Source organism: Staphylococcus sp. GDX8P80P, from assembly GCF_017893095.1.
Classification (GTDB): Bacteria; Bacillota; Bacilli; order Staphylococcales; family Staphylococcaceae; genus Staphylococcus; species Staphylococcus borealis.
In genome coordinates this window covers 1-20,312 of the sequence record NZ_JAESMI010000046.1, presented here as the reverse complement: position 1 = coordinate 20,312, position 20,312 = coordinate 1, and the positions used below count along the sequence as shown (strand labels likewise).

Sequence of the window (20,312 nt, the reverse complement as noted above, 5' to 3'; positions counted from 1 at the left end):
ATTTTTAATAATAAGTGGGAGTTGTGGAACTGAATCTACGCTCCTACTTTTTACATATCCATTTAAAAAGTGCAAAGGACAAAGAATAGGAGAGATGAAAATGGAATTATCTGAAATTAAGCGAAATATAGATGAATATCGTCAGAACTTAACGCAAATTAGGGGGTCTCTTTGACTTAGAAAATAAAGAGACAAATATACAAGAATATGAAGAAATGATGACTGAACCTGATTTTTGGGATGATCAAAATAAAGCACAAGACATTATTGATAAAAATAATGCATTAAAATCAGTTGTAAATGGTTACCATGAATTAGATGAAGAAGTTGAAGATATGACTGCAACTTGGGAATTGTTGCAAGAAGAGTTAGATGACGATGTAAAAGATGATTTAGAACAGAATGTACACGACTTCAAAGAGAAAGTTGATCAATTTGAACTACAATTATTATTAGATGGGCCACATGATGCTAATAATGCAATTTTAGAATTACACCCAGGTGCTGGGGGTACTGAATCTCAAGACTGGGCTAGTATGTTACTGCGTATGTATCAGCGTTACGGTGAACAACAAGGGTTCAAAGTTGAAACCGTAGATTATTTACCGGGTGATGAAGCTGGTGTGAAAAGCGTAACGCTATTAATTAAAGGTCACAATGCATACGGTTACTTGAAAGCTGAAAAAGGTGTTCATAGATTAGTTAGAATTTCACCTTTTGATTCATCAGGACGCCGTCATACATCTTTTGCATCATGTGATGTCATTCCAGAATTCAATAATGACGAAATCGAAATTGAAATCAATCCTGATGATATTACTGTAGATACATTTAGAGCGTCTGGTGCTGGGGGTCAGCATATCAATAAAACTGAATCTGCCATCCGAATTACCCATCATCCCACAGGCATTGTAGTCAATAACCAAAACGAACGTTCACAAATAAAAAACCGTGAAGCAGCTATGAAAATGTTGAAAGCTAAATTATACCAATTGAAATTGGAAGAACAAGAACGTGAAATGGCTGAAATACGTGGTGAACAAAAAGAGATTGGATGGGGAAGTCAAATTCGTTCGTATGTATTCCATCCGTATTCTATGGTGAAAGACCATCGAACTAATGAAGAAACTGGTAAAGTTGATGCTGTTATGGATGGAGAAATTCAACCATTTATTGAAGCATACTTAAGACAAGCAATGAATCATAGCGATAATTAATAAAAATTGAATGATAGATTAGGGAGCGGGACAAAAATAAAATTTTTCCAAAATTTATATCGTTGTTCCGCTCTTAGCTTGCTTAACTTGTAGAATTTCTTGATGAAATTCTCTTTGTTGGGGCCCCGACCCCCAACTTGCTTTGCTTGTAAAATCACTTTCGTGATTTTTTGTGTTGGGGCCCCGCCCTCAAGGCTGACTAGAACTGAGAAAAGCTTGATTTAAGCGCATTCTCAGTTCAGTCAGCTACTGCGAATTTGCAAAATAGCTTCATTATATTATTTTTGTACCGGACTCTCTAATTATTTATAAAACATAAATAGTAGCTAAATAAATGTAAAATGTAATATTAATTATTACTAGAGTACGTCTTTTCACATGTTCTTGAAGTCCTTTTTAACCTTTATATTACAAGCCGATAACATTGAACACACACTAAATGCGGTGTGCTAGAGTATAAATTAAGAATAATATAAAACTACAAAGGAATGACAGCATGATAAATAAGACGCTTACAGTAACATTTACTTCAATTGCGGCTTTAGCAGGCTTAAGTGGTTTAGCTAATGCGCAAGAAACGACACATACAACTTCAACACATACAACATCACACCAAGCAAATGCTTATAATGGCCAAGTGGCACAAGAAACAAACTTAGGGTTAACGGATAAAGATATCGTTAAAGTTAAAGCTGGAGATACGTTATATCAAATTGCTTTATCACATCATTTATCGTTAGAACAACTCTATAGCCTTAATCCAGGTGTAACGGCATTAATTTATCCAGGTGATTTAATAGCGGTAAGAGACAAAGGAGCAGCAAAATTAGAAAATAAAGAGATTGATTATGCACAAACGTATACAGAAACAACAGGCTATAATCAAGCGGATGTAGTAGCTCAATCAGTAAGTGCTAGCACAACAAATGTGTCTAGTTACAATGTTGTACCTACAAGTGCACCTGCGCCTACAGCGAATGACACATACCAATCATCTGTAAATGCACCAGTATCTTATCAACATATTACAACTGCCAACCAAGGTAACCGTTATAGTTACGGAAATTGTACATACTATGCATTTGATCGTCGCCAACAATTAGGGCGCGCAATTGGAAGTTATTGGGGTAACGCAAATAACTGGGCATACTCAGCGAAAAATGCTGGATTAACAGTAGATAATCGTCCTGAAGTAGGTGCAATTTTCCAAACATCTGCAGGTTATTATGGTCATGTAGGTGTCGTGGAACATGTGAATCAAGATGGTTCTGTATATGTTTCAGAAATGAACTGGAATGGACACTATAACCATGTCACTAATAGAACAATTACAAATACTTCAAGTTATAACTTTATTCACTAATAAATATGTTTAGACACTATTTTTAATATATTCAGTCGTCAGAGTTCAATGACTATGTGATTTAGCATAGTCATTGAACTCTTTATTTTTATAAGTAGTGTTATTTCCTAGAAAATAATAGAACGATTAAATGAATGAACGAGGTATAGGAAACTAATTTAATTTTTAATTAAAATACTTATCACAATACATTCTACAATGTATAAAGAATTGACACTTCTCATAGAAATGTTGATTGATATAATAAATGTAAGTATAATCTTTATTTAATAAAACATGGAGGTAAGGTAATATGGGTGTTCATCAATACTTTAAAAGACTTTCAGATTTAGAAAAATTAATTCGTTTACCAGGTAAATTTAAATACTTTGAACATAACGTTGCTGCGCACTCTTTCAAAGTCACTAAGATTGCCCAATATTTAGCAACTGTAGAAGAATATCATGGGAATACCATTGATTGGAAAAGTTTATATGAAAAAGCCTTGAATCATGATTTTGCGGAAGTGTTTACTGGAGATATCAAAACACCAGTTAAGTATGCTAAAACAGAATTGAAAATGTTATTTTCACAAGTTGAACAAGATATGGTGGACACGTTTATTAATGAAGAAATACCTGAACCTTACAAAGATATTTATCGAAAACGACTTCAAGAGGGTAAAGATGATTCACTAGAAGGTCAAATTTTATCTGTGGCCGACAAGATTGATTTACTATATGAAACGTTCGGCGAAATTCAAAAACGTAATCCTGAAGACTTATTCTTTGAAATTTATGAAAATAGTTTAGAAACAATTATGCAATTTGATCATTTAAGTTCTGTTCAAGACTTTATTGAAAATGTAATACCAGAAATGTTGACAGAGAATTTCATTCCTCGTGCAGAATTGCGAGAAACTACAATGGCGATTTTAAATAGAAGAAATGGGTGAGTTGAATGATTTGGTACGCGCTAGCTGCATTTTTTCCATGTGTACTAGTTGTGTTGTTTAGTGTCATAACACGAAGCAAGTGGGTTGGTGTTATTGTTACACTTATTTTGATAGCAGCTTCTATTTATAAAGGTTTCTTTCATAATGAGTGGATAATTTTTATCGATGTCGTTTCTTTATTAGCTGGATATGTCATCATAGATAATCTTGAATTTCATAAACATCAAGAATAAACATTATGAAACAGAACTTTTGAATGTAAAAGTCAGTTGATTTATAGTGTAAATACACAATCTGTACTTTGAAGCGTAAAGATAATAAATATGTGTAAGTGCGTGGCATCAATAGATGAGATATGAATAAATCACATTCATGAGTGGAATACAAAATAGCGATACATTTTTTTAAAATACAAACGTAAGCGAACAAACGTTTGTATTTTTCTTTGTATATTTGATAAAATAACTTTAAGTGAGCATATTATTTCAATAATAGGTAATTAATAAGTATATCAATCTATAAGTACGACGTGTGCGTGTCACTGTTAATCTCATCACATTATGATTGTAATGTACTATGCAATTTATAAAAATCAAATCTTCGGTTTAGTACATAAATATAAGTAAATAAACCTTTAAAAAAGTAATAGAAATGAATGTTTAATTCAAGGAGGCGCTTGTCAAAATGGTGGAACATTACCCGTTTAAATTGAATTCTGAGTTTGATCCGCAAGGGGACCAGCCACAAGCAATCGAGAAAATAGTGGAAGGTGTTAAAGAAGGTAAGCGTCATCAAACGCTATTAGGTGCGACTGGTACAGGTAAAACATTCACGATGAGTAATGTAATTAAAGAAGTTGGGAAACCAACGCTCATCATTGCACATAATAAAACGCTAGCAGGACAACTTTATAGTGAGTTTAAAGAGTTCTTCCCAGAGAATAGAGTGGAATATTTTGTTAGTTATTATGATTATTATCAACCAGAAGCTTATGTACCTTCAACCGATACATTTATTGAGAAAGATGCCTCAATTAATGATGAAATTGACCAACTACGACATTCTGCAACGAGTGCATTATTTGAACGTGATGATGTCATTATCATTGCCAGTGTAAGTTGTATTTATGGTTTAGGTAACCCAGAAGAATATAAAGATTTAGTAGTAAGTGTTCGAGTTGGTATGGAGATGGACCGAAGTGAACTTCTTCGTAAACTTGTGGATGTACAATATTCTAGAAATGATATTGATTTCCAACGTGGTACATTTAGAGTACGTGGAGATGTTGTCGAAATTTTCCCAGCTTCACGCGAAGAGATGTGTATTCGCGTTGAATTCTTTGGCGATGAGATTGATCGTATTCGAGAAGTCAATTATTTAACAGGGGAAGTCATTCGTGAACGCGAACATTTCGCTATTTTCCCTGCTTCTCACTTCGTAACACGTGAAGAAAAAATGAAAATCGCAATAGAGCGTATCGAGAAAGAATTAGAAGAACGATTAAAAGAATTAAAAGATGAGAACAAGTTATTAGAAGCACAACGTTTAGAGCAACGCACAAATTATGACTTAGAAATGATGAGAGAAATGGGCTTCTGTTCGGGTATAGAGAATTATTCTGTTCACTTAACATTAAGACCTTTAGGTTCAACGCCTTATACATTGCTAGATTACTTTGGTGATGATTGGTTAGTCATGATAGACGAGTCTCACGTGACATTACCTCAAATTAGAGGCATGTTCAATGGTGACCGCGCACGTAAACAAGTGCTCGTTGATCATGGTTTCCGTTTGCCAAGTGCGATGGATAACCGACCATTAAAATTTGAAGAATTTGAACAAAAAACAAATCAATTAGTATATGTCTCAGCGACACCAGGACCATATGAAATTGAACATACTGATGAGATGGTTGAACAAATTATCCGTCCAACGGGTCTTTTAGATCCTAAGATTGATGTGAGACCAACTAAGAATCAAATTGATGATTTACTTAGTGAAATTCAAGAACGCATTGATAGGGACGAACGTGTCCTAGTTACTACATTAACTAAGAAAATGAGTGAGGACTTAACCACTTATATGAAAGAAGCGGGAATTAAAGTGAATTACCTGCACTCAGAAATTAAAACGTTAGAGCGTATTGAAATCATTCGTGACTTAAGAATGGGAACATATGATGTTGTTGTAGGTATCAACTTACTAAGGGAAGGTATCGATATACCTGAAGTTTCATTAGTAGTCATTTTAGATGCGGATAAAGAAGGTTTCCTACGTTCAAACCGTTCATTAATTCAAACCATTGGTCGTGCGGCGCGTAATGAGAAAGGTGAAGTTATCATGTATGCTGATAAAATCACCGACTCAATGCAATATGCACTTGATGAAACACAAAGACGTCGTGATATACAAATGGCACATAATGAAAAATATGGTATCACGCCAAAAACAATTAACAAAAAGATTCATGATGTTATTAGTGCTACCGTAGATAATGATGAAACAAATGACAAACAACAAACTGAACTACCTAAGAAAATGACTAAAAAAGAAAGACAAAAAACGATTGAGAATATAGAAAAAGAAATGAAAAAAGCAGCTAAAGATTTAGACTTCGAAAGAGCAACGGAATTAAGAGATATGTTATTTGAATTAAAAGCAGAAGGGTGACAGTTAAATGAAGGGACCAAGTATTGTAGTAAAAGGCGCACGCGCACATAATTTAAAAAATGTAGATATAGAACTTCCTAAAAATAAACTTATTGTTATGACAGGCCTATCAGGATCAGGTAAATCATCTTTAGCCTTTGACACAATTTATGCTGAAGGTCAAAGACGATACGTCGAATCATTAAGTGCATATGCGCGCCAATTTTTGGGTCAAATGGATAAACCAGATGTGGATACCATCGAAGGATTATCTCCAGCAATTTCAATTGATCAAAAAACAACAAGTAAAAACCCTCGCTCTACTGTAGCGACTGTAACTGAAATTTATGATTATATACGTTTACTTTACGCACGAATAGGCAAGCCATATTGTCCAAATCATAATATTGAAATTGAATCACAAACCGTTCAACAAATGGTTGACCGTATACTTGAGCTTGAGGAGCGTACTAAAATTCAAATTTTAGCACCCATTGTATCTCATAGAAAGGGCAGCCATGAGAAACTTATCGCAGATATTGGTAAAAAGGGCTATGTCCGTCTGAGAGTCGATGGCGAAATTGTTGATGTTAATGAAGTGCCAGAATTAGATAAAAATAAAAATCATACTATCGAGGTAGTTGTAGATAGATTAGTCGTAAAATCAGGCATTGAAACACGTTTAGCGGATTCAATAGAAACAGGTTTAGAATTAGCGGAAGGTAATATTACTGTCGATGTAATCGATGGCGAAGATCTTAAATTCTCAGAAAATCACGCTTGTCCGATTTGCGGATTCTCTATCGGTGAATTAGAACCTAGAATGTTTAGTTTTAATAGTCCGTTTGGCGCATGTCCAACTTGTGACGGTCTAGGCCAAAAACTGACTGTCGATCTTGATTTAGTGGTACCAGATCCTAACAAAACTTTGAATGAAGGTGCTATTGAACCTTGGGAACCAACAAGTTCTGATTTTTATCCAACATTATTAAAACGCGTATGCGACGTTTATAAAATAAATATGGATAAACCTTATAAAAAATTAACTGACAGACAGAAAAATATATTAATGCATGGTTCAGGAGATAAAGAAATTGATTTTTCTTTCCACAGTCGAAATGGAGGTACACGTCATCGAAGAATGAAGTTCGAAGGTGTTGTTGCCAACATTGACCGTCGCTATCATGAATCACCATCAGAATATACACGTGAAATGATGAGTAAATATATGACAGAATTGCCATGTGAAACATGTCATGGTAAACGCCTAAGCAAAGAAGCACTATCTGTTTACGTTGGTGGATATAACATTGGTGAAGTAGTGGAATATTCTATTAAAAATGCATTAAATTACTACGAAAATATTGAACTATCCGATCAAGATAGTGCAATTGCAAATCAAATATTAAAAGAAATTATTTCAAGATTATCATTTTTAAATAATGTTGGATTAGAGTATTTAACACTTAATCGTGCATCAGGTACACTTTCTGGTGGTGAAGCACAACGAATTCGATTAGCTACACAAATAGGTTCACGCTTAACAGGTGTGCTATATGTGCTTGATGAGCCGTCTATTGGTCTACATCAACGTGATAATGACCGATTAATAAGTACACTGAAAGAAATGCGTGATTTAGGTAACACACTTATAGTTGTTGAACACGATGATGACACGATGCGTGCTGCGGACTACCTTGTAGATGTCGGTCCTGGTGCGGGTAATCACGGTGGAGAAATTGTTTCAAGTGGTACACCAAGCAAAGTGATGAAAGACAAAAAATCTTTAACAGGTCAATATTTAAGCGGTAAGAAACGTATTGATGTCCCTGAACATCGTCGAGAAGTGACAGATCGCAAAATCAGTATTAAAGGTGCAAGAAGTAACAATTTAAAAGGTGTGGATGTTGATATTCCATTATCTGTAATGACCGTTGTGACTGGTGTATCAGGTTCCGGTAAAAGTTCATTAGTTAACGAAGTATTATATAAATCTTTAGCTCAAAAAATAAATAAATCTAAAGTTAAGCCAGGTGCATATGATAGCATTGAAGGCATTGACCAGTTAGATAAAATTATAGATATTGATCAATCACCAATTGGTAGAACACCACGTTCTAACCCAGCTACTTATACTGGCGTATTTGATGATATTCGCGATGTATTCGCTCAAACCAACGAAGCTAAAATTCGTGGTTATCAAAAAGGACGCTTCAGTTTTAATGTTAAAGGTGGACGTTGTGAAGCTTGTAAAGGCGATGGTATTATCAAAATTGAGATGCACTTTTTACCTGATGTGTATGTCCCTTGTGAAGTATGCGATGGTAAACGTTACAACCGTGAAACATTAGAAGTAATGTATAAAGGTAAAAATATTGCCGAAGTACTTGAAATGACGGTGGAAGAAGCTGCATATTTCTTTGAAAATATCCCCAAAATACATCGTAAATTACAAACACTTGTGGACGTTGGCTTAGGTTATATCACGCTCGGCCAACAAGCTACAACTTTATCAGGTGGGGAAGCACAACGTGTTAAATTAGCATCAGAATTGCACAAACGTTCAACTGGACGTTCTATCTACATTCTAGATGAGCCGACGACGGGTCTACATGTTGATGATATTAGCCGATTGCTAAAAGTATTGAATCGACTAGTTGAAAATGGCGATACAGTTGTCATCATTGAACATAATTTAGATGTCATCAAAACAGCAGATCACATTATCGATTTAGGACCTGAAGGTGGCGATGGTGGGGGTACACTTGTTGCCACAGGTACGCCTGAAGACATCGCTAATGTACCATCGTCATACACAGGTAAATATTTAAAAACAGTACTCGAACGCGATAAAGTAGAATAAATTGAAATATAGATTATGGAAATTAATAGTAATTTAAGGCATCATAGATATCTCGCATTAATTGACTTAACTGAGAAGACGCTCATATCGAGCTTTTCTCAGTTTTTTTAATAACGGAACATCAAACCCAACAAAGGGAATTGTAATAATAAATTTAATAAGTGAGGTTAAGTAATCCAATACACACTATATGTTGCTTCCTTAACCATTTAAAAGCAATCTAAGGTGTATATGAAACAAATATCTTAGGAATTCTTCTTTTTTATATTAATCTTGTCTTTATTTTTGATATGATAATAGATGAATGAATTCAAGTGAAAATTTTGAGGTGAACTCATGTTAACGACAGAGAAATTAGTCAAATTACTTAAATTAGAATTATTTACAGGTGAAAAAGGATTACATAAACCGATTAAAAATACAGATATATCAAGACCAGGTTTAGAAATGGCTGGCTATTTTTCACATTATGCTGCAGATCGTATCCAACTATTAGGAACAACGGAATTATCGTTTTATAATTTATTACCTGATGAGGAACGTCACGGACGAATGAGAAAATTATGTCGTCCCGAAACACCTGCAATCATAGTGACTAGAGGATTAGAACCACCACAAGAATTGATAGAAGCAGCTCAAGAAATGGATACACCACTGATCGTATCCAAAGATGCAACGACAAGTTTGATGAGTCGATTAACAACGTTCTTAGAACACGAATTAGCTAAGACGACATCATTACATGGTGTATTGGTCGATGTTTACGGTGTTGGTGTATTAATCACTGGAGATTCTGGTATAGGTAAAAGTGAGACTGCACTTGAATTAGTGAAACGAGGACACCGACTTGTAGCAGACGATAATGTCGAAATTCGTGAAATAACAAAAGATGAATTAATAGGCACACCACCCAAATTGATTGAACACTTACTCGAAATTAGAGGCCTTGGTATCATCAATGTTATGACATTGTTTGGTGCAGGCTCTATCCTTACACAGAAACAAATTCGTTTGAACATCAACCTTGAAAATTGGGATAAAGATAAATTGTATGACCGAGTTGGATTAAATGAAGAAACATTACAAATTCTTGATACAGAAATCACTAAAAAAACAATTCCTGTACGTCCAGGACGAAACGTGGCAGTTATTATAGAAGTTGCAGCAATGAACTATCGCCTGAATATAATGGGCATTAATACTGCAGAAGAGTTTAACCAACGATTAAATGAAGAAATCCTAAAAAAAGGTCATCAAAGCAAGGAGAGCTAGATCATGCTTTTAAATTTGAATTATATTGACCCTACTGCATTTAATTTAGGACCACTTTCAATAAAATGGTACGGTATCATTATTGCTGTAGGTATTCTCATTGGATATTTTATAGCTCAAGAAAGTTTGAAATATGTTGGGCTACATAAAGATACGCTTGTTGATGTCATCTTTTATAGTGCCATTTTTGGATTCATCACTGCTCGAATTTATTTTGTGATTTTTCAATGGCCATATTACATGCAAAACCCTATTGAAATTCCAATGATATGGCATGGTGGTATAGCAATACATGGTGGTCTTCTAGGCGGATTTATTACCGGTATAATTGTATGCAAAGTAAAAAATCTTAATCCGTTTCAAATAGGTGACATTGTAGCACCAAGTATTATACTAGCACAAGGTATTGGGCGTTGGGGAAACTTTATGAATCATGAAGCTCATGGTGGCCCAGTTCAAAGAACATTTCTTGAAAACTTACATATTCCAGAGTTCATTATCCGTAATATGTATATAGAAGGCGTGTACTACCATCCCACATTTTTATATGAATCAATATGGGATGTATTAGGCTTTATCATCTTAATTACATTTAGAAAGCATTTACGTGTGGGTGAAACATTCACATTATATTTAATTTGGTATTCCATTGGACGTTTCTTCGTAGAGGGTCTAAGAACTGATAGTTTGATGTTAACAAGTAACATTAGAGTAGCCCAACTTGTTTCAGTCATTTTGATTGTGATTGGTTTAGCACTAATGATTTATCGTCGTATTAAACATCAACCACCATTATATAAAGAGGCAGGCCCATTATCATGGCCTAGTCCTAAGGGTAAAGCAAAATAATGAGACGATTAACGAAAGATGGTCATCATAAGATTAATCCATTATGGCGAATTTATCGTTTTGTACGTTTCCCGAGAGTTCTTGGGAATACTATGATTATTGAAATTTGTCGCTTTATACCGAATTTAAGTTGGAAAAGATGGATATACATTCATTTATTGAACATGTCCATTGGCCATCATACAGCTATAGCCTATAAGGTCATGCCAGACTTGTTTTATCCCCAACTCATAACCATTGGCAATAATACAGTAATTGGTTATAATACAACAATATTAACGCATGAGGTATTAGTAGATGAATATCGCTATGGTCCAGTTAGAATAGGTGATCAAACTTTAATTGGTGCGAATTCGACAATATTACCAGGTGTAAATATAGGTAATCATGTGGTTGTGAAAGCCGGCACAATTGTGTCGAAAGATATACCAGATGATGCCGTTGCATATGGCAATCCTATGCACATTCATTATAAATAAAGAGAGGTGACAAAGAATGGCGCAAAACAATGATAAAATTATTTCAATGAAATTTGATGAACCATTTTATCGTAAAATGGCGGATCAAAAATATAAAACACAAGATTTTAATAAAGCAGCAGACTACTATAAAAAAGTGCTTGATTTGTCACCACAAGATTTTGATATAAAGTTAAAGTATGCCCATTGCTTAAATAAACTTCATTTAGGTAGACGAGCAGAGCATTTGTTTTATGACAGTATTATTGAAGGGCAAAATGTAGCAGATAGCTATTATGAGCTTAGTCAACTAAACATCGACCTTAATGAGCCAAACAAGGCCTTCTTGTTTGGTATTAATTATGTGATTTTAACAGATGATAAAGATTTCAGAGAAGAATTAGAAAAGACCTTCGAAGTGTCATATATGAGTGAAGAAAAAATTCAACTCGAAGCACAGCTTTTCGCTACACAACTATTATTCCAATATTTGTTTTCTCAAGGACGATTGCAAGATGCACGTACGTATATATTGAATCAAGATGATGCTATTCAAGCGCATAGAGTAATTCGCAACTTACTAGCCATGTGCTACTTATATTTAAGTGAATATGATATTGCTAAAGACATGTTTGAAGCATTGCTATCTGAAGATAATTCAGATGTACACGCGTTATGTCACTATACATTGCTACTTTACAATACCAATGAAAAAGACAAATATCATAAATATCTTAAAATATTAAGTAAAGTTATGCCTATGAACGATGATGAAAGTTTTAAATTAGGTATCGTACTAAGTTATTTAAAACAATATGAAGCGTCTCAACAAATATTATTACCTCTATATAAGAAGGGGAAATTCGCTTCAATTCAAATGTTTAACGCATTGAGTTTTAATTATTATTACCTTGGAAATAAAGAACAGAGTCAATTCTTTTGGGATAAATTACTTCAAATATCTAAAGTAGATGTTGGTTATGCACCTTGGGTACTAGAAGAGAGTAAACAAGCATTTGATCAAAAGATATTACCATTGTTATTAGATGATGATAGTCATTATAGACTTTATGGTGTCTTTTTATTAAATCAATTAAATGGTAAAGAAATATTAATGACACAAGAGATTTGGTCTATTTTAGAAAAAATGAATGACTATGAGAAACTTTACCTTACGTATTTAGTTCAGGGTTTACATTTAAACAAATTAGATTTCATTCATAAAGGTTTAGTGCGTTTGTATGAAATGGATGAAATACACAAGGATACGGAATTATTTATAAGTTGGATTGATAAAGGCGAAGGTTTAATTGCGAATGAAGTTGATTTAAGCGAAGTTGATAGATATGTAGCTGCACATGCATATTTATATCATCGTTATTATCATAGTCATGTAACTAAAAAGAAAATCATGACATTGTTTAATGTATCGCGTTACAAGTTAGATAGTGCAATTAATCAATTATTGAGCATATAAATTTAAAGATTTCAAATAATAATATATAATGCGCATGATATTAAAAACGTAGGAGGCATAGAAATGACAGAAGTAAATTATGATGTTGCAATTATCGGCGCAGGGCCTGCTGGTATGACTGCAGCAGTTTATGCATCACGTGCAAATTTAAGCACAGTAATGATTGAACGAGGCATGCCTGGAGGCCAAATGGCTAACACAGAAGAAGTAGAGAACTTCCCAGGATTTGAAATGATTACAGGTCCGGATTTATCTACTAAAATGTTTGAACACGCTAAAAAATTTGGTGCCGAATATCAATATGGAGATATTAAATCTATTGAAGATAAAGGTGACTATAAAGAAATTAACCTAGGTAATAAAGAAATAACAGCACGTGCTGTGATTATTTCAACAGGTGCCGAATACAAAAAAATTGGTGTCCCTGGAGAACAAGAACTAGGTGGACGTGGTGTAAGTTATTGTGCAGTGTGTGATGGCGCCTTCTTTAAAAATAAAAACTTATTTGTAATAGGTGGCGGTGATTCTGCAGTTGAAGAAGGAGCATTCCTTACTAAATTCGCGGACAAAGTTACCATTGTACACAGAAGAGATGAATTAAGAGCGCAGAAAATCTTACAAGATCGTGCATTCAAAAACGACAAAATTGATTTTATCTGGAGCCACACATTAAAATCTATTAACGAAAAAGATGGTAAAGTAGGCTCTGTAACACTTGTTTCAACTAAAGATGCCTCAGAACAAACGTTAGATGCAGATGGTGTATTCATTTATATTGGTATGAAACCATTAACAGCACCATTTGTTAATTTAGGAATTACAAACGACATCGGCTATATTGTAACGGAAGACAATATGAGTACTACAGTACCAGGTATTTTTGCTGCTGGAGATGTTAGAGATAAAGGCTTACGACAAATTGTAACAGCAACTGGTGATGGTAGTATAGCAGCTCAGAGCGCTATTGATTACATTGAAGAATTAAAAGATAAAGAAGAAGCATAATTAAGTAAGGCTAGAACGTGTCATCACATTTGATTGTGATTTAAACATGGGTTCTAGCCTTTTTTAATGGGTGCGCAAACTACCAACTACTTATATCGCATTAATCGTTACGACAAGTCGTTCATATGATATTATGAAGGTAAATTAACTATAGTCGTGAACGTATATTTACGTTAAAAAGATAAACTAGGCGGTGTCAAAATGACGAACCATAATGAAAATGAAATGAGTAAAAGTGAACTATTAGTAGTAACAGGTCTATCAGGTGCTGGTAAATCCGTAGTTATCCAATGTTTAGAAGATATTGGTTACTTCTGTGTTGATAACTTGCCTCCGATATTACTTCCCAAATTTGTTGAACTAATGGAACAAGGAAATCCTTCTTTGCAAAAAGTAGCAATCGCGATTGATTTAAGAGGAAAAGAATTATTCAAGTCGTTAGTGGAAGAAATTGATGCAATTAAAAGTAGAAATGATGTTATTGTAGATGTCATGTTTTTAGAAGCGGAAACGGAGAAGTTAATCTCGAGATATAAAGAATCTAGACGTGCACATCCTTTGAATGAAAATGGTCAAATGTCATTAATAGATTCAATTTTAGAAGAAAAGCAATTGCTTAGTAATATTCGCTCAATTGCTAATTACATCGTAGATACAACACAATTGAAGACGAAAGAGCTTAAAACAAGGGTTAAAGAAAAATTCCAAGATGACAATTTTAAATCATTTAGTATTAATGTTTCAAGTTTCGGTTTTAAACATGGCATACAAAAAGATGCAGATTTAGTGTTCGATGTTCGTTTCCTTCCAAATCCTTATTATGTTGAAGACTTAAGACCGATGACGGGAGAAGACGAACCCGTTTATCATTATGTTATGAAATGGAAAGAAACTGAAATATTTTTCGAAAAATTAATGGATTTATTGAAATTTATGATACCAGGTTACAAAAAAGAGGGTAAATCTCAATTAGTGATTGCAATCGGTTGTACAGGAGGTCAACACCGATCTGTTGCATTAGCTAAACGTATTAGTGAAGAATTAACAGACATATTTGATTATAATGTTTATGTTCATCATAGAGATGCACATATCGAAAGTGGCGTGAAAAAATGAAACAATTAAAGATTGTACTTATAGGCGGTGGAACAGGTCTATCAGTATTAGCAAGGGGATTAAGAGAGTACCCCATTGATATTACAGCCATCGTTACTGTAGCGGATGACGGTGGTAGTACAGGTAAAATCCGTAGTGAAATGGATATACCGGCACCAGGCGATATTAGAAATGTTATTGCAGCATTAAGTGATGCAGAACCAGTCATAGAAGAGTTATTTCAATATCGTTTTAAAGAGAATCAAATTGAAGGACATTCACTTGGCAATTTATTATTAGCAGCTTTAACCAATATTAAGAATGACTTTGGTCATGCGGTAAAAGAATTAAGTAAAATATTAAATATTAAAGGCAAAGTGATTCCATCTACGAACACGAATGTGATGTTAAATGCAGTGTTAGAAGATGGAGAAATTGTACGTGGTGAATCTCAAATACCAAAGAAAAACAAACGTATTGAGCGTGTCTTTTTAGAGCCTGAAAACGTCGAGCCTATGGAAGAAGCGATTGACGCACTAGAAGATGCAGATTTAATCGTACTCGGACCTGGTTCGTTATATACTAGTGTAATTTCAAACTTATGTGTTAAAGGTATGTCGGATGCTATCTTACGCTCAAATGCGCCTAAATTATATATATCTAATGTTATGACTCAACCTGGAGAAACGTCGGATTACGATGTTATGGATCATATTCAAGCGATACATAATCATGCTGGCAGTGACTTTATCGATTATGTCATTTGTAGTAATGATAAATACGATGATAATGTTTTAAAACGTTATAAAGAGCGTAATGCCAAACCAGTTGTTATGGATGAACATAAAATAACGGATCATAACATTAAGATCATTACGTCATCGAATTTAGTTGAAATCTTAGATGACCATTTAGTGCGTCATAATACGAAAGTGTTAGCGAAATTAATCTATGATTTAGCCCTTGAATTGACAAGTACGATTCAATTTAGACCGAAAAAATAACACTTCTAATCGGCTGTATAACTATGGTATGATAAAGAGCATATGTGTATTCATGTATGCGTAGAATAACGTGTAACAATATAGGATGTTAATTACATGTATATATAAATTTGATTAGAGGGGGAAATGTGATGAGTTTTGCGTCAGATATGAAAAATGAATTAACACGCATTGAAGTTGATGAAAGCAATGCTAAAGCAGAGCTTAGCGCATTAATTCGTATGAACGGTGCACTTAGCCTATCTAATCAACAATTCGTAATTAATGTTCAAACAGAAAATGCTACGACTGCTAGAAGAATTTATTCATTAATTAAACGCATTTTTAATGTAGAAGTTGAAATTCTTGTGCGTAAAAAAATGAAATTAAAGAAAAATAATATTTATATTTGTCGTACAAAAGTACGTGCGAAAGAAATTCTGGACGAACTAGGTATTTTAAAAAATGGTATTTTCGTTCATGATATTGATGCTAGCATGATTAAAGATGATGAAATGCGTAGAAGTTATTTGAGAGGCGCATTTTTAGCTGGAGGATCTGTAAATAATCCTGAAACATCATCCTATCATTTAGAAATATTCTCTCAATATGAGAATCATTCTGAAGGTTTAACTAAGTTAATGAATAGCTATGGCTTAAATGCTAAACACTTAGAACGCAAAAAGGGTAGCATCGCTTATTTAAAAGAAGCCGAAAAAATATCTGATTTTCTTAGTTTAATAGGTGGATATCAAGCATTATTGAAGTTTGAAGATGTGCGAATTGTTAGGGATATGAGAAATTCAGTGAATCGTTTAGTGAATTGTGAAACTGCAAATCTTAATAAGACGGTAAGTGCTGCTATGAAACAAGTGGAAAGCATTCAATTAATTGATCAAGAAATTGGACTAGATAATTTACCAGATCGCTTAAGAGAAATTGCAAAACTTCGTGTCGAGCATCAAGAAATCTCCTTAAAAGAACTAGGAGAAATGGTTTCAACTGGTGCTATATCGAAATCTGGAGTAAATCACCGCTTAAGAAAGCTAAATGAACTTGCAGATAAAATTCGAAGTGGCGAAAAAATTGAATTATAAGTACGAACTCGTCACATAGTGGCGAGTTTTTTTGTAAAGGATTAGGTTCTTAACACGTTTATGGAATTTAGTATTCTATAATAGTTTAATAACTGGCAAACTAAAAAGAGCCTGTGACAGCAATAATATAGTGATACTATTTTGCGAATTCGCAGTAGCGGACTAAAATGAGAAGGCGCTTAAATCAAGCTTTTCTCAGTTATAGTCATCCTTGCGGGTGGGGCCCCAACAAAGAGAATTTCATAAAGAAATTCTACAAGCAAAGCAAGTTGGGGTGGGGCCCCAACAAAGAGAATTTCATAAAGAAATTCTACAAGCAAAGCAAGCTGGGAGCGGACGACGAATTTCAAAAGCATTCCGTCCACTCCCATAATGTAAAAAATATATGAAATTTAAAACTATTAGCCCCCTCGAGAGGAGTCGAACCTCTATTTTAAGAACCGGAATCTTACGTGCTATCCGTTACACTACGAGGAGATATAAAGTAACAAAGACAAAATTCTGTACTATTTATCAATTTAAAAGTACAATCTGAATGTATGTTTATAGTGTACAAAATATAATAAAATAAGGTCAAATTTTCTTCGTGTTATATGAGTTTAAATTTTGACCATTTTTGACTTTTCATGTAGAATACTAAATAACAGTTAATCATAAGGAGGAAATATAAATGAATTTAATTCCTACAGTAATTGAAACAACAAATCGCGGTGAACGTGCATACGATATTTATTCTCGTCTATTAAAAGACCGTATTATTATGTTAGGTTCTGCAATTGATGATAACGTAGCAAATTCAATTGTATCACAATTATTATTCTTACAAGCGCAAGATTCTGAGAAAGATATCTACTTATATATTAATTCACCAGGTGGTAGTGTCACTGCTGGTTTTGCTATTTATGATACAATCCAACACATTAAACCAGATGTACAAACTATTTGTATTGGTATGGCTGCATCAATGGGTTCATTCTTATTAGCTGCTGGTGCAAAAGGTAAACGTTTCGCATTACCAAATGCGGAAGTTATGATTCACCAACCATTAGGTGGTGCACAAGGACAAGCAACTGAAATCGAAATCGCTGCTAACCACATTTTAAAAACACGTGAAAAATTAAACAAAATTTTAGCTGAACGTACAGGTCAAAGTATTGAAAAAATACAAAAAGATACGGACCGTGATAACTTCTTAACAGCTGATGAAGCTAAAGCATATGGCTTAATCGATAATGTTATGCAACCTGAAGATTAATCATTAATGTTAAATTATCATAAAAAATGGGATGTGTTTTAAACCAACACATCCCATTTTTTTTATGATTTTTTTGAAGTGCTTTTTAGGAGAAGTCGAATCGAAATCACAAGTAAAATAACACCAATGATTATGAAGAAAATTGACATTAATATAATTACAAAATGATGTTCGAAAGCAAAAATGCCATTTAGTATCAGAAATAGACTAGCGATGATTAATAAAATATACGTTAATTTCTCGTCGTTCATGATTCAAAACTCCAATAATTATGCATCGATTAAATCTTCGAAAGCAATTTTTAAGTTAGGATAATTAAATGTAAAGCCAAGTGCATCCAATTTATTTGGTAATACCTTTTGCGTATCTAAGACAACTGTAGACATTTCACCAAGTGCGATTCGCATCAAGAACGATGGAACCCATGTTTCATGAGGGCGGTGCATGACACGTGCAAGTGTATATCCGAATAGATTTTGACGTTCAGCTATAGGCGCAGCCATATTGAAAGGACCTTGGGCTTTAGGATGGTCAATGGTAAATAGAATTGCACGTACTAAATCATTAATATGAATCCAAGAATACCATTGGAATCCAGAACCTAATTTGCCCCCTACAAAAAATTTATAAGGTAGTTTCATCGTTTGTAATGCGCCACCATCATCAGATAAAATCATGCTGAATCTTCCTAATACGACACGTGTACCAAATGATTCAAAGCGTTTGGCAAAACGTTCCCACTGATAAACGACATCAGATAAAAAGTCGAAGGGAAGCGTTTGATATTTTTCAGTATACGTTTGATATAAACTTGGTGGATAATAGCCCATCGCACTTGCATTGAAGAGTACCTCAGGTTTATGGGCGCGATTGCTAAATAAATCAACGAGTGCTTGTGTTGATTGGATACGACTAGTCATGATTGATTGCTTGTATGATGGTGTCCAACGTTTGTTTAAAGTTGCACCAGCTAAATTGATAACTACATCTATATCTGGAACTTGAGATGTCCAACCGTCTTTTGACCAATTAATATATGAAATTTTAGGATCATCACTTTGCTTATCGCTACGAGTTAATATTGTAATGTGTACATCGCGATGCTTTAATGCGTTTACTAATTGACTGCCTACCATTCCAGTGCCGCCAGTAATTAAGAATTGCTTCATATTTACACCTCTATTAATTTATTGTATTTGAAAAGACGTTCTACGATTATCGTTCAACGATCGTTGTTCAAAAAATGTACAACGATTAGTCAATAATATGTCATTTACTATGCTGTAAACAGGATTTAATTTTACAAAGGTTAAGTTATAATAAATTTGTACCTTCGATATAGTAGATTTCAATAGCTTTGAGTAAATTGAGTATACCCCATAGACTACGCAAAATAAACGAAGGTCAATTTTGACTCCCTTTAGTAGAAGCCCATGCGAGCATCGTATGGGCTTTTTGTATATCTATTATAGTACTAATTAATGTAGATTAAGAATAATATGATTAAAGGAATGAAAATGACTGATAATAGCAAAAGGTCAAGCCGAGACGTGTTGCTATCATCATAATTATCATTATTTAACATCATTGACTTTAATCCACGTTTAGGTGCTTTGTCTTCTTCAAAGATATCATCAGAAACAATTTTCTTCATTTATCTCACACTCTCGAAAGTCAAGTCCAGACTCCTGTGTAAAATGCTATACAATGTTTTTACCATTTCTACTTATCAAAATTGATGTATTTTCTTGAAGAATAAATCCATTCATCATGTAGGTCCATAAGAAATGATACA

General features: G+C 34.0%; 18 protein-coding genes. 15 read left to right on the top strand and 3 right to left on the bottom strand.

The features are described 5' to 3' along the window. Positions 1-100: 100 nt before the first annotated feature. From prfB to clpP, 15 genes are all read left to right on the top strand, one after another. Positions 101-1,217, top strand: a protein-coding gene (gene prfB, locus KA858_RS05470; RefSeq protein ID WP_176747945.1) for a peptide chain release factor 2 whose coding sequence is annotated in 2 segments (ribosomal slippage) — positions 101-172 and positions 174-1,217 — 1,116 coding nt in all. Because the reading frame shifts where the segments join, the coding sequence is not laid out codon by codon here. A gap of 499 nt (positions 1,218-1,716) precedes the next feature. Beyond that, the gene (locus KA858_RS05465; RefSeq protein WP_210135196.1) at positions 1,717-2,580 is read left to right on the top strand and encodes a COG3942 and LysM peptidoglycan-binding domain-containing protein; all 864 of its coding nucleotides are present in this window, start codon (positions 1,717-1,719) and stop codon (positions 2,578-2,580) included. 292 nt (positions 2,581-2,872) lie between these two features. Beyond that, positions 2,873-3,514, top strand: a complete 642-nt coding sequence (locus KA858_RS05460; RefSeq protein WP_053029922.1) for a YfbR-like 5'-deoxynucleotidase — start codon at positions 2,873-2,875, stop codon at positions 3,512-3,514. Positions 3,515-3,519: 5 nt separating this feature from the next. Further along, positions 3,520-3,747: a CsbA family protein gene (locus tag KA858_RS05455; RefSeq protein WP_053029921.1), complete on the top strand. Its 228-nt coding sequence runs from the start codon at positions 3,520-3,522 to the stop codon at positions 3,745-3,747. Positions 3,748-4,198: 451 nt separating this feature from the next. Then, positions 4,199-6,184, top strand: a complete 1,986-nt coding sequence (gene uvrB, locus KA858_RS05450; RefSeq protein ID WP_075108222.1) for an excinuclease ABC subunit UvrB — start codon at positions 4,199-4,201, stop codon at positions 6,182-6,184. Positions 6,185-6,191: 7 nt separating this feature from the next. Continuing rightward, a complete protein-coding gene (uvrA, locus tag KA858_RS05445) occupies positions 6,192-9,026 on the top strand; it encodes an excinuclease ABC subunit UvrA (RefSeq protein ID WP_210135190.1) in 2,835 nt (944 codons plus the stop codon). 336 nt (positions 9,027-9,362) lie between these two features. Further along, the gene (gene hprK / locus KA858_RS05440) at positions 9,363-10,298 is read left to right on the top strand and encodes an HPr(Ser) kinase/phosphatase (RefSeq protein ID WP_053029918.1); all 936 of its coding nucleotides are present in this window, start codon (positions 9,363-9,365) and stop codon (positions 10,296-10,298) included. Positions 10,299-10,301: 3 nt separating this feature from the next. Further along, on the top strand, positions 10,302-11,147 hold the full coding sequence (lgt, locus tag KA858_RS05435; protein WP_107629983.1) for a prolipoprotein diacylglyceryl transferase: 846 nt from the start codon (positions 10,302-10,304) through the stop codon (positions 11,145-11,147). Next, positions 11,147-11,626, top strand: a complete 480-nt coding sequence (locus tag KA858_RS05430; RefSeq protein ID WP_210135189.1) for an acyltransferase — start codon at positions 11,147-11,149, stop codon at positions 11,624-11,626. The genes lgt and KA858_RS05430 overlap by 1 nt, the downstream gene beginning before the upstream one ends. A 16-nt stretch (positions 11,627-11,642) precedes the next feature. Next, on the top strand, positions 11,643-13,082 hold the full coding sequence (locus KA858_RS05425) for a tetratricopeptide repeat protein (protein WP_107629985.1): 1,440 nt from the start codon (positions 11,643-11,645) through the stop codon (positions 13,080-13,082). A gap of 63 nt (positions 13,083-13,145) precedes the next feature. Further along, complete coding sequence (trxB, locus tag KA858_RS05420) at positions 13,146-14,087, top strand: thioredoxin-disulfide reductase (RefSeq protein WP_210135188.1); 942 nt, start codon at positions 13,146-13,148, stop codon at positions 14,085-14,087. Between the two features lie 201 nt (positions 14,088-14,288). Further along, a complete protein-coding gene (gene rapZ, locus KA858_RS05415; protein WP_107629986.1) occupies positions 14,289-15,203 on the top strand; it encodes an RNase adapter RapZ in 915 nt (304 codons plus the stop codon). Beyond that, positions 15,200-16,186 carry a gluconeogenesis factor YvcK family protein gene (locus tag KA858_RS05410; RefSeq protein ID WP_193839627.1) on the top strand — a complete coding sequence of 329 codons (987 nt, stop codon included), beginning with the start codon at positions 15,200-15,202 and terminating at the stop codon, positions 16,184-16,186. The genes rapZ and KA858_RS05410 overlap by 4 nt, the downstream gene beginning before the upstream one ends. A 131-nt stretch (positions 16,187-16,317) precedes the next feature. Continuing rightward, the gene (gene whiA / locus KA858_RS05405) at positions 16,318-17,262 is read left to right on the top strand and encodes a DNA-binding protein WhiA (RefSeq protein WP_053029911.1); all 945 of its coding nucleotides are present in this window, start codon (positions 16,318-16,320) and stop codon (positions 17,260-17,262) included. A gap of 670 nt (positions 17,263-17,932) precedes the next feature. Then, a complete protein-coding gene (gene clpP / locus KA858_RS05400; protein WP_053029910.1) occupies positions 17,933-18,517 on the top strand; it encodes an ATP-dependent Clp endopeptidase proteolytic subunit ClpP in 585 nt (194 codons plus the stop codon). A 62-nt stretch (positions 18,518-18,579) separates the two neighbouring features. Here the strand turns inward: clpP and KA858_RS12805 are convergent, their stop codons facing one another. The 3 genes from KA858_RS12805 to KA858_RS05390 form a co-directional block, all read right to left on the bottom strand. Beyond that, positions 18,580-18,768 carry a hypothetical protein gene (locus tag KA858_RS12805; RefSeq protein ID WP_080365532.1) on the bottom strand — a complete coding sequence of 63 codons (189 nt, stop codon included), beginning with the start codon at positions 18,766-18,768 and terminating at the stop codon, positions 18,580-18,582. 18 nt (positions 18,769-18,786) lie between these two features. Then, complete coding sequence (locus KA858_RS05395; protein WP_053029909.1) at positions 18,787-19,686, bottom strand: TIGR01777 family oxidoreductase; 900 nt, start codon at positions 19,684-19,686, stop codon at positions 18,787-18,789. Positions 19,687-19,991: 305 nt separating this feature from the next. After that, on the bottom strand, positions 19,992-20,171 hold the full coding sequence (locus KA858_RS05390) for a hypothetical protein (protein WP_053029908.1): 180 nt from the start codon (positions 20,169-20,171) through the stop codon (positions 19,992-19,994). Positions 20,172-20,312 lie beyond the last annotated feature (141 nt).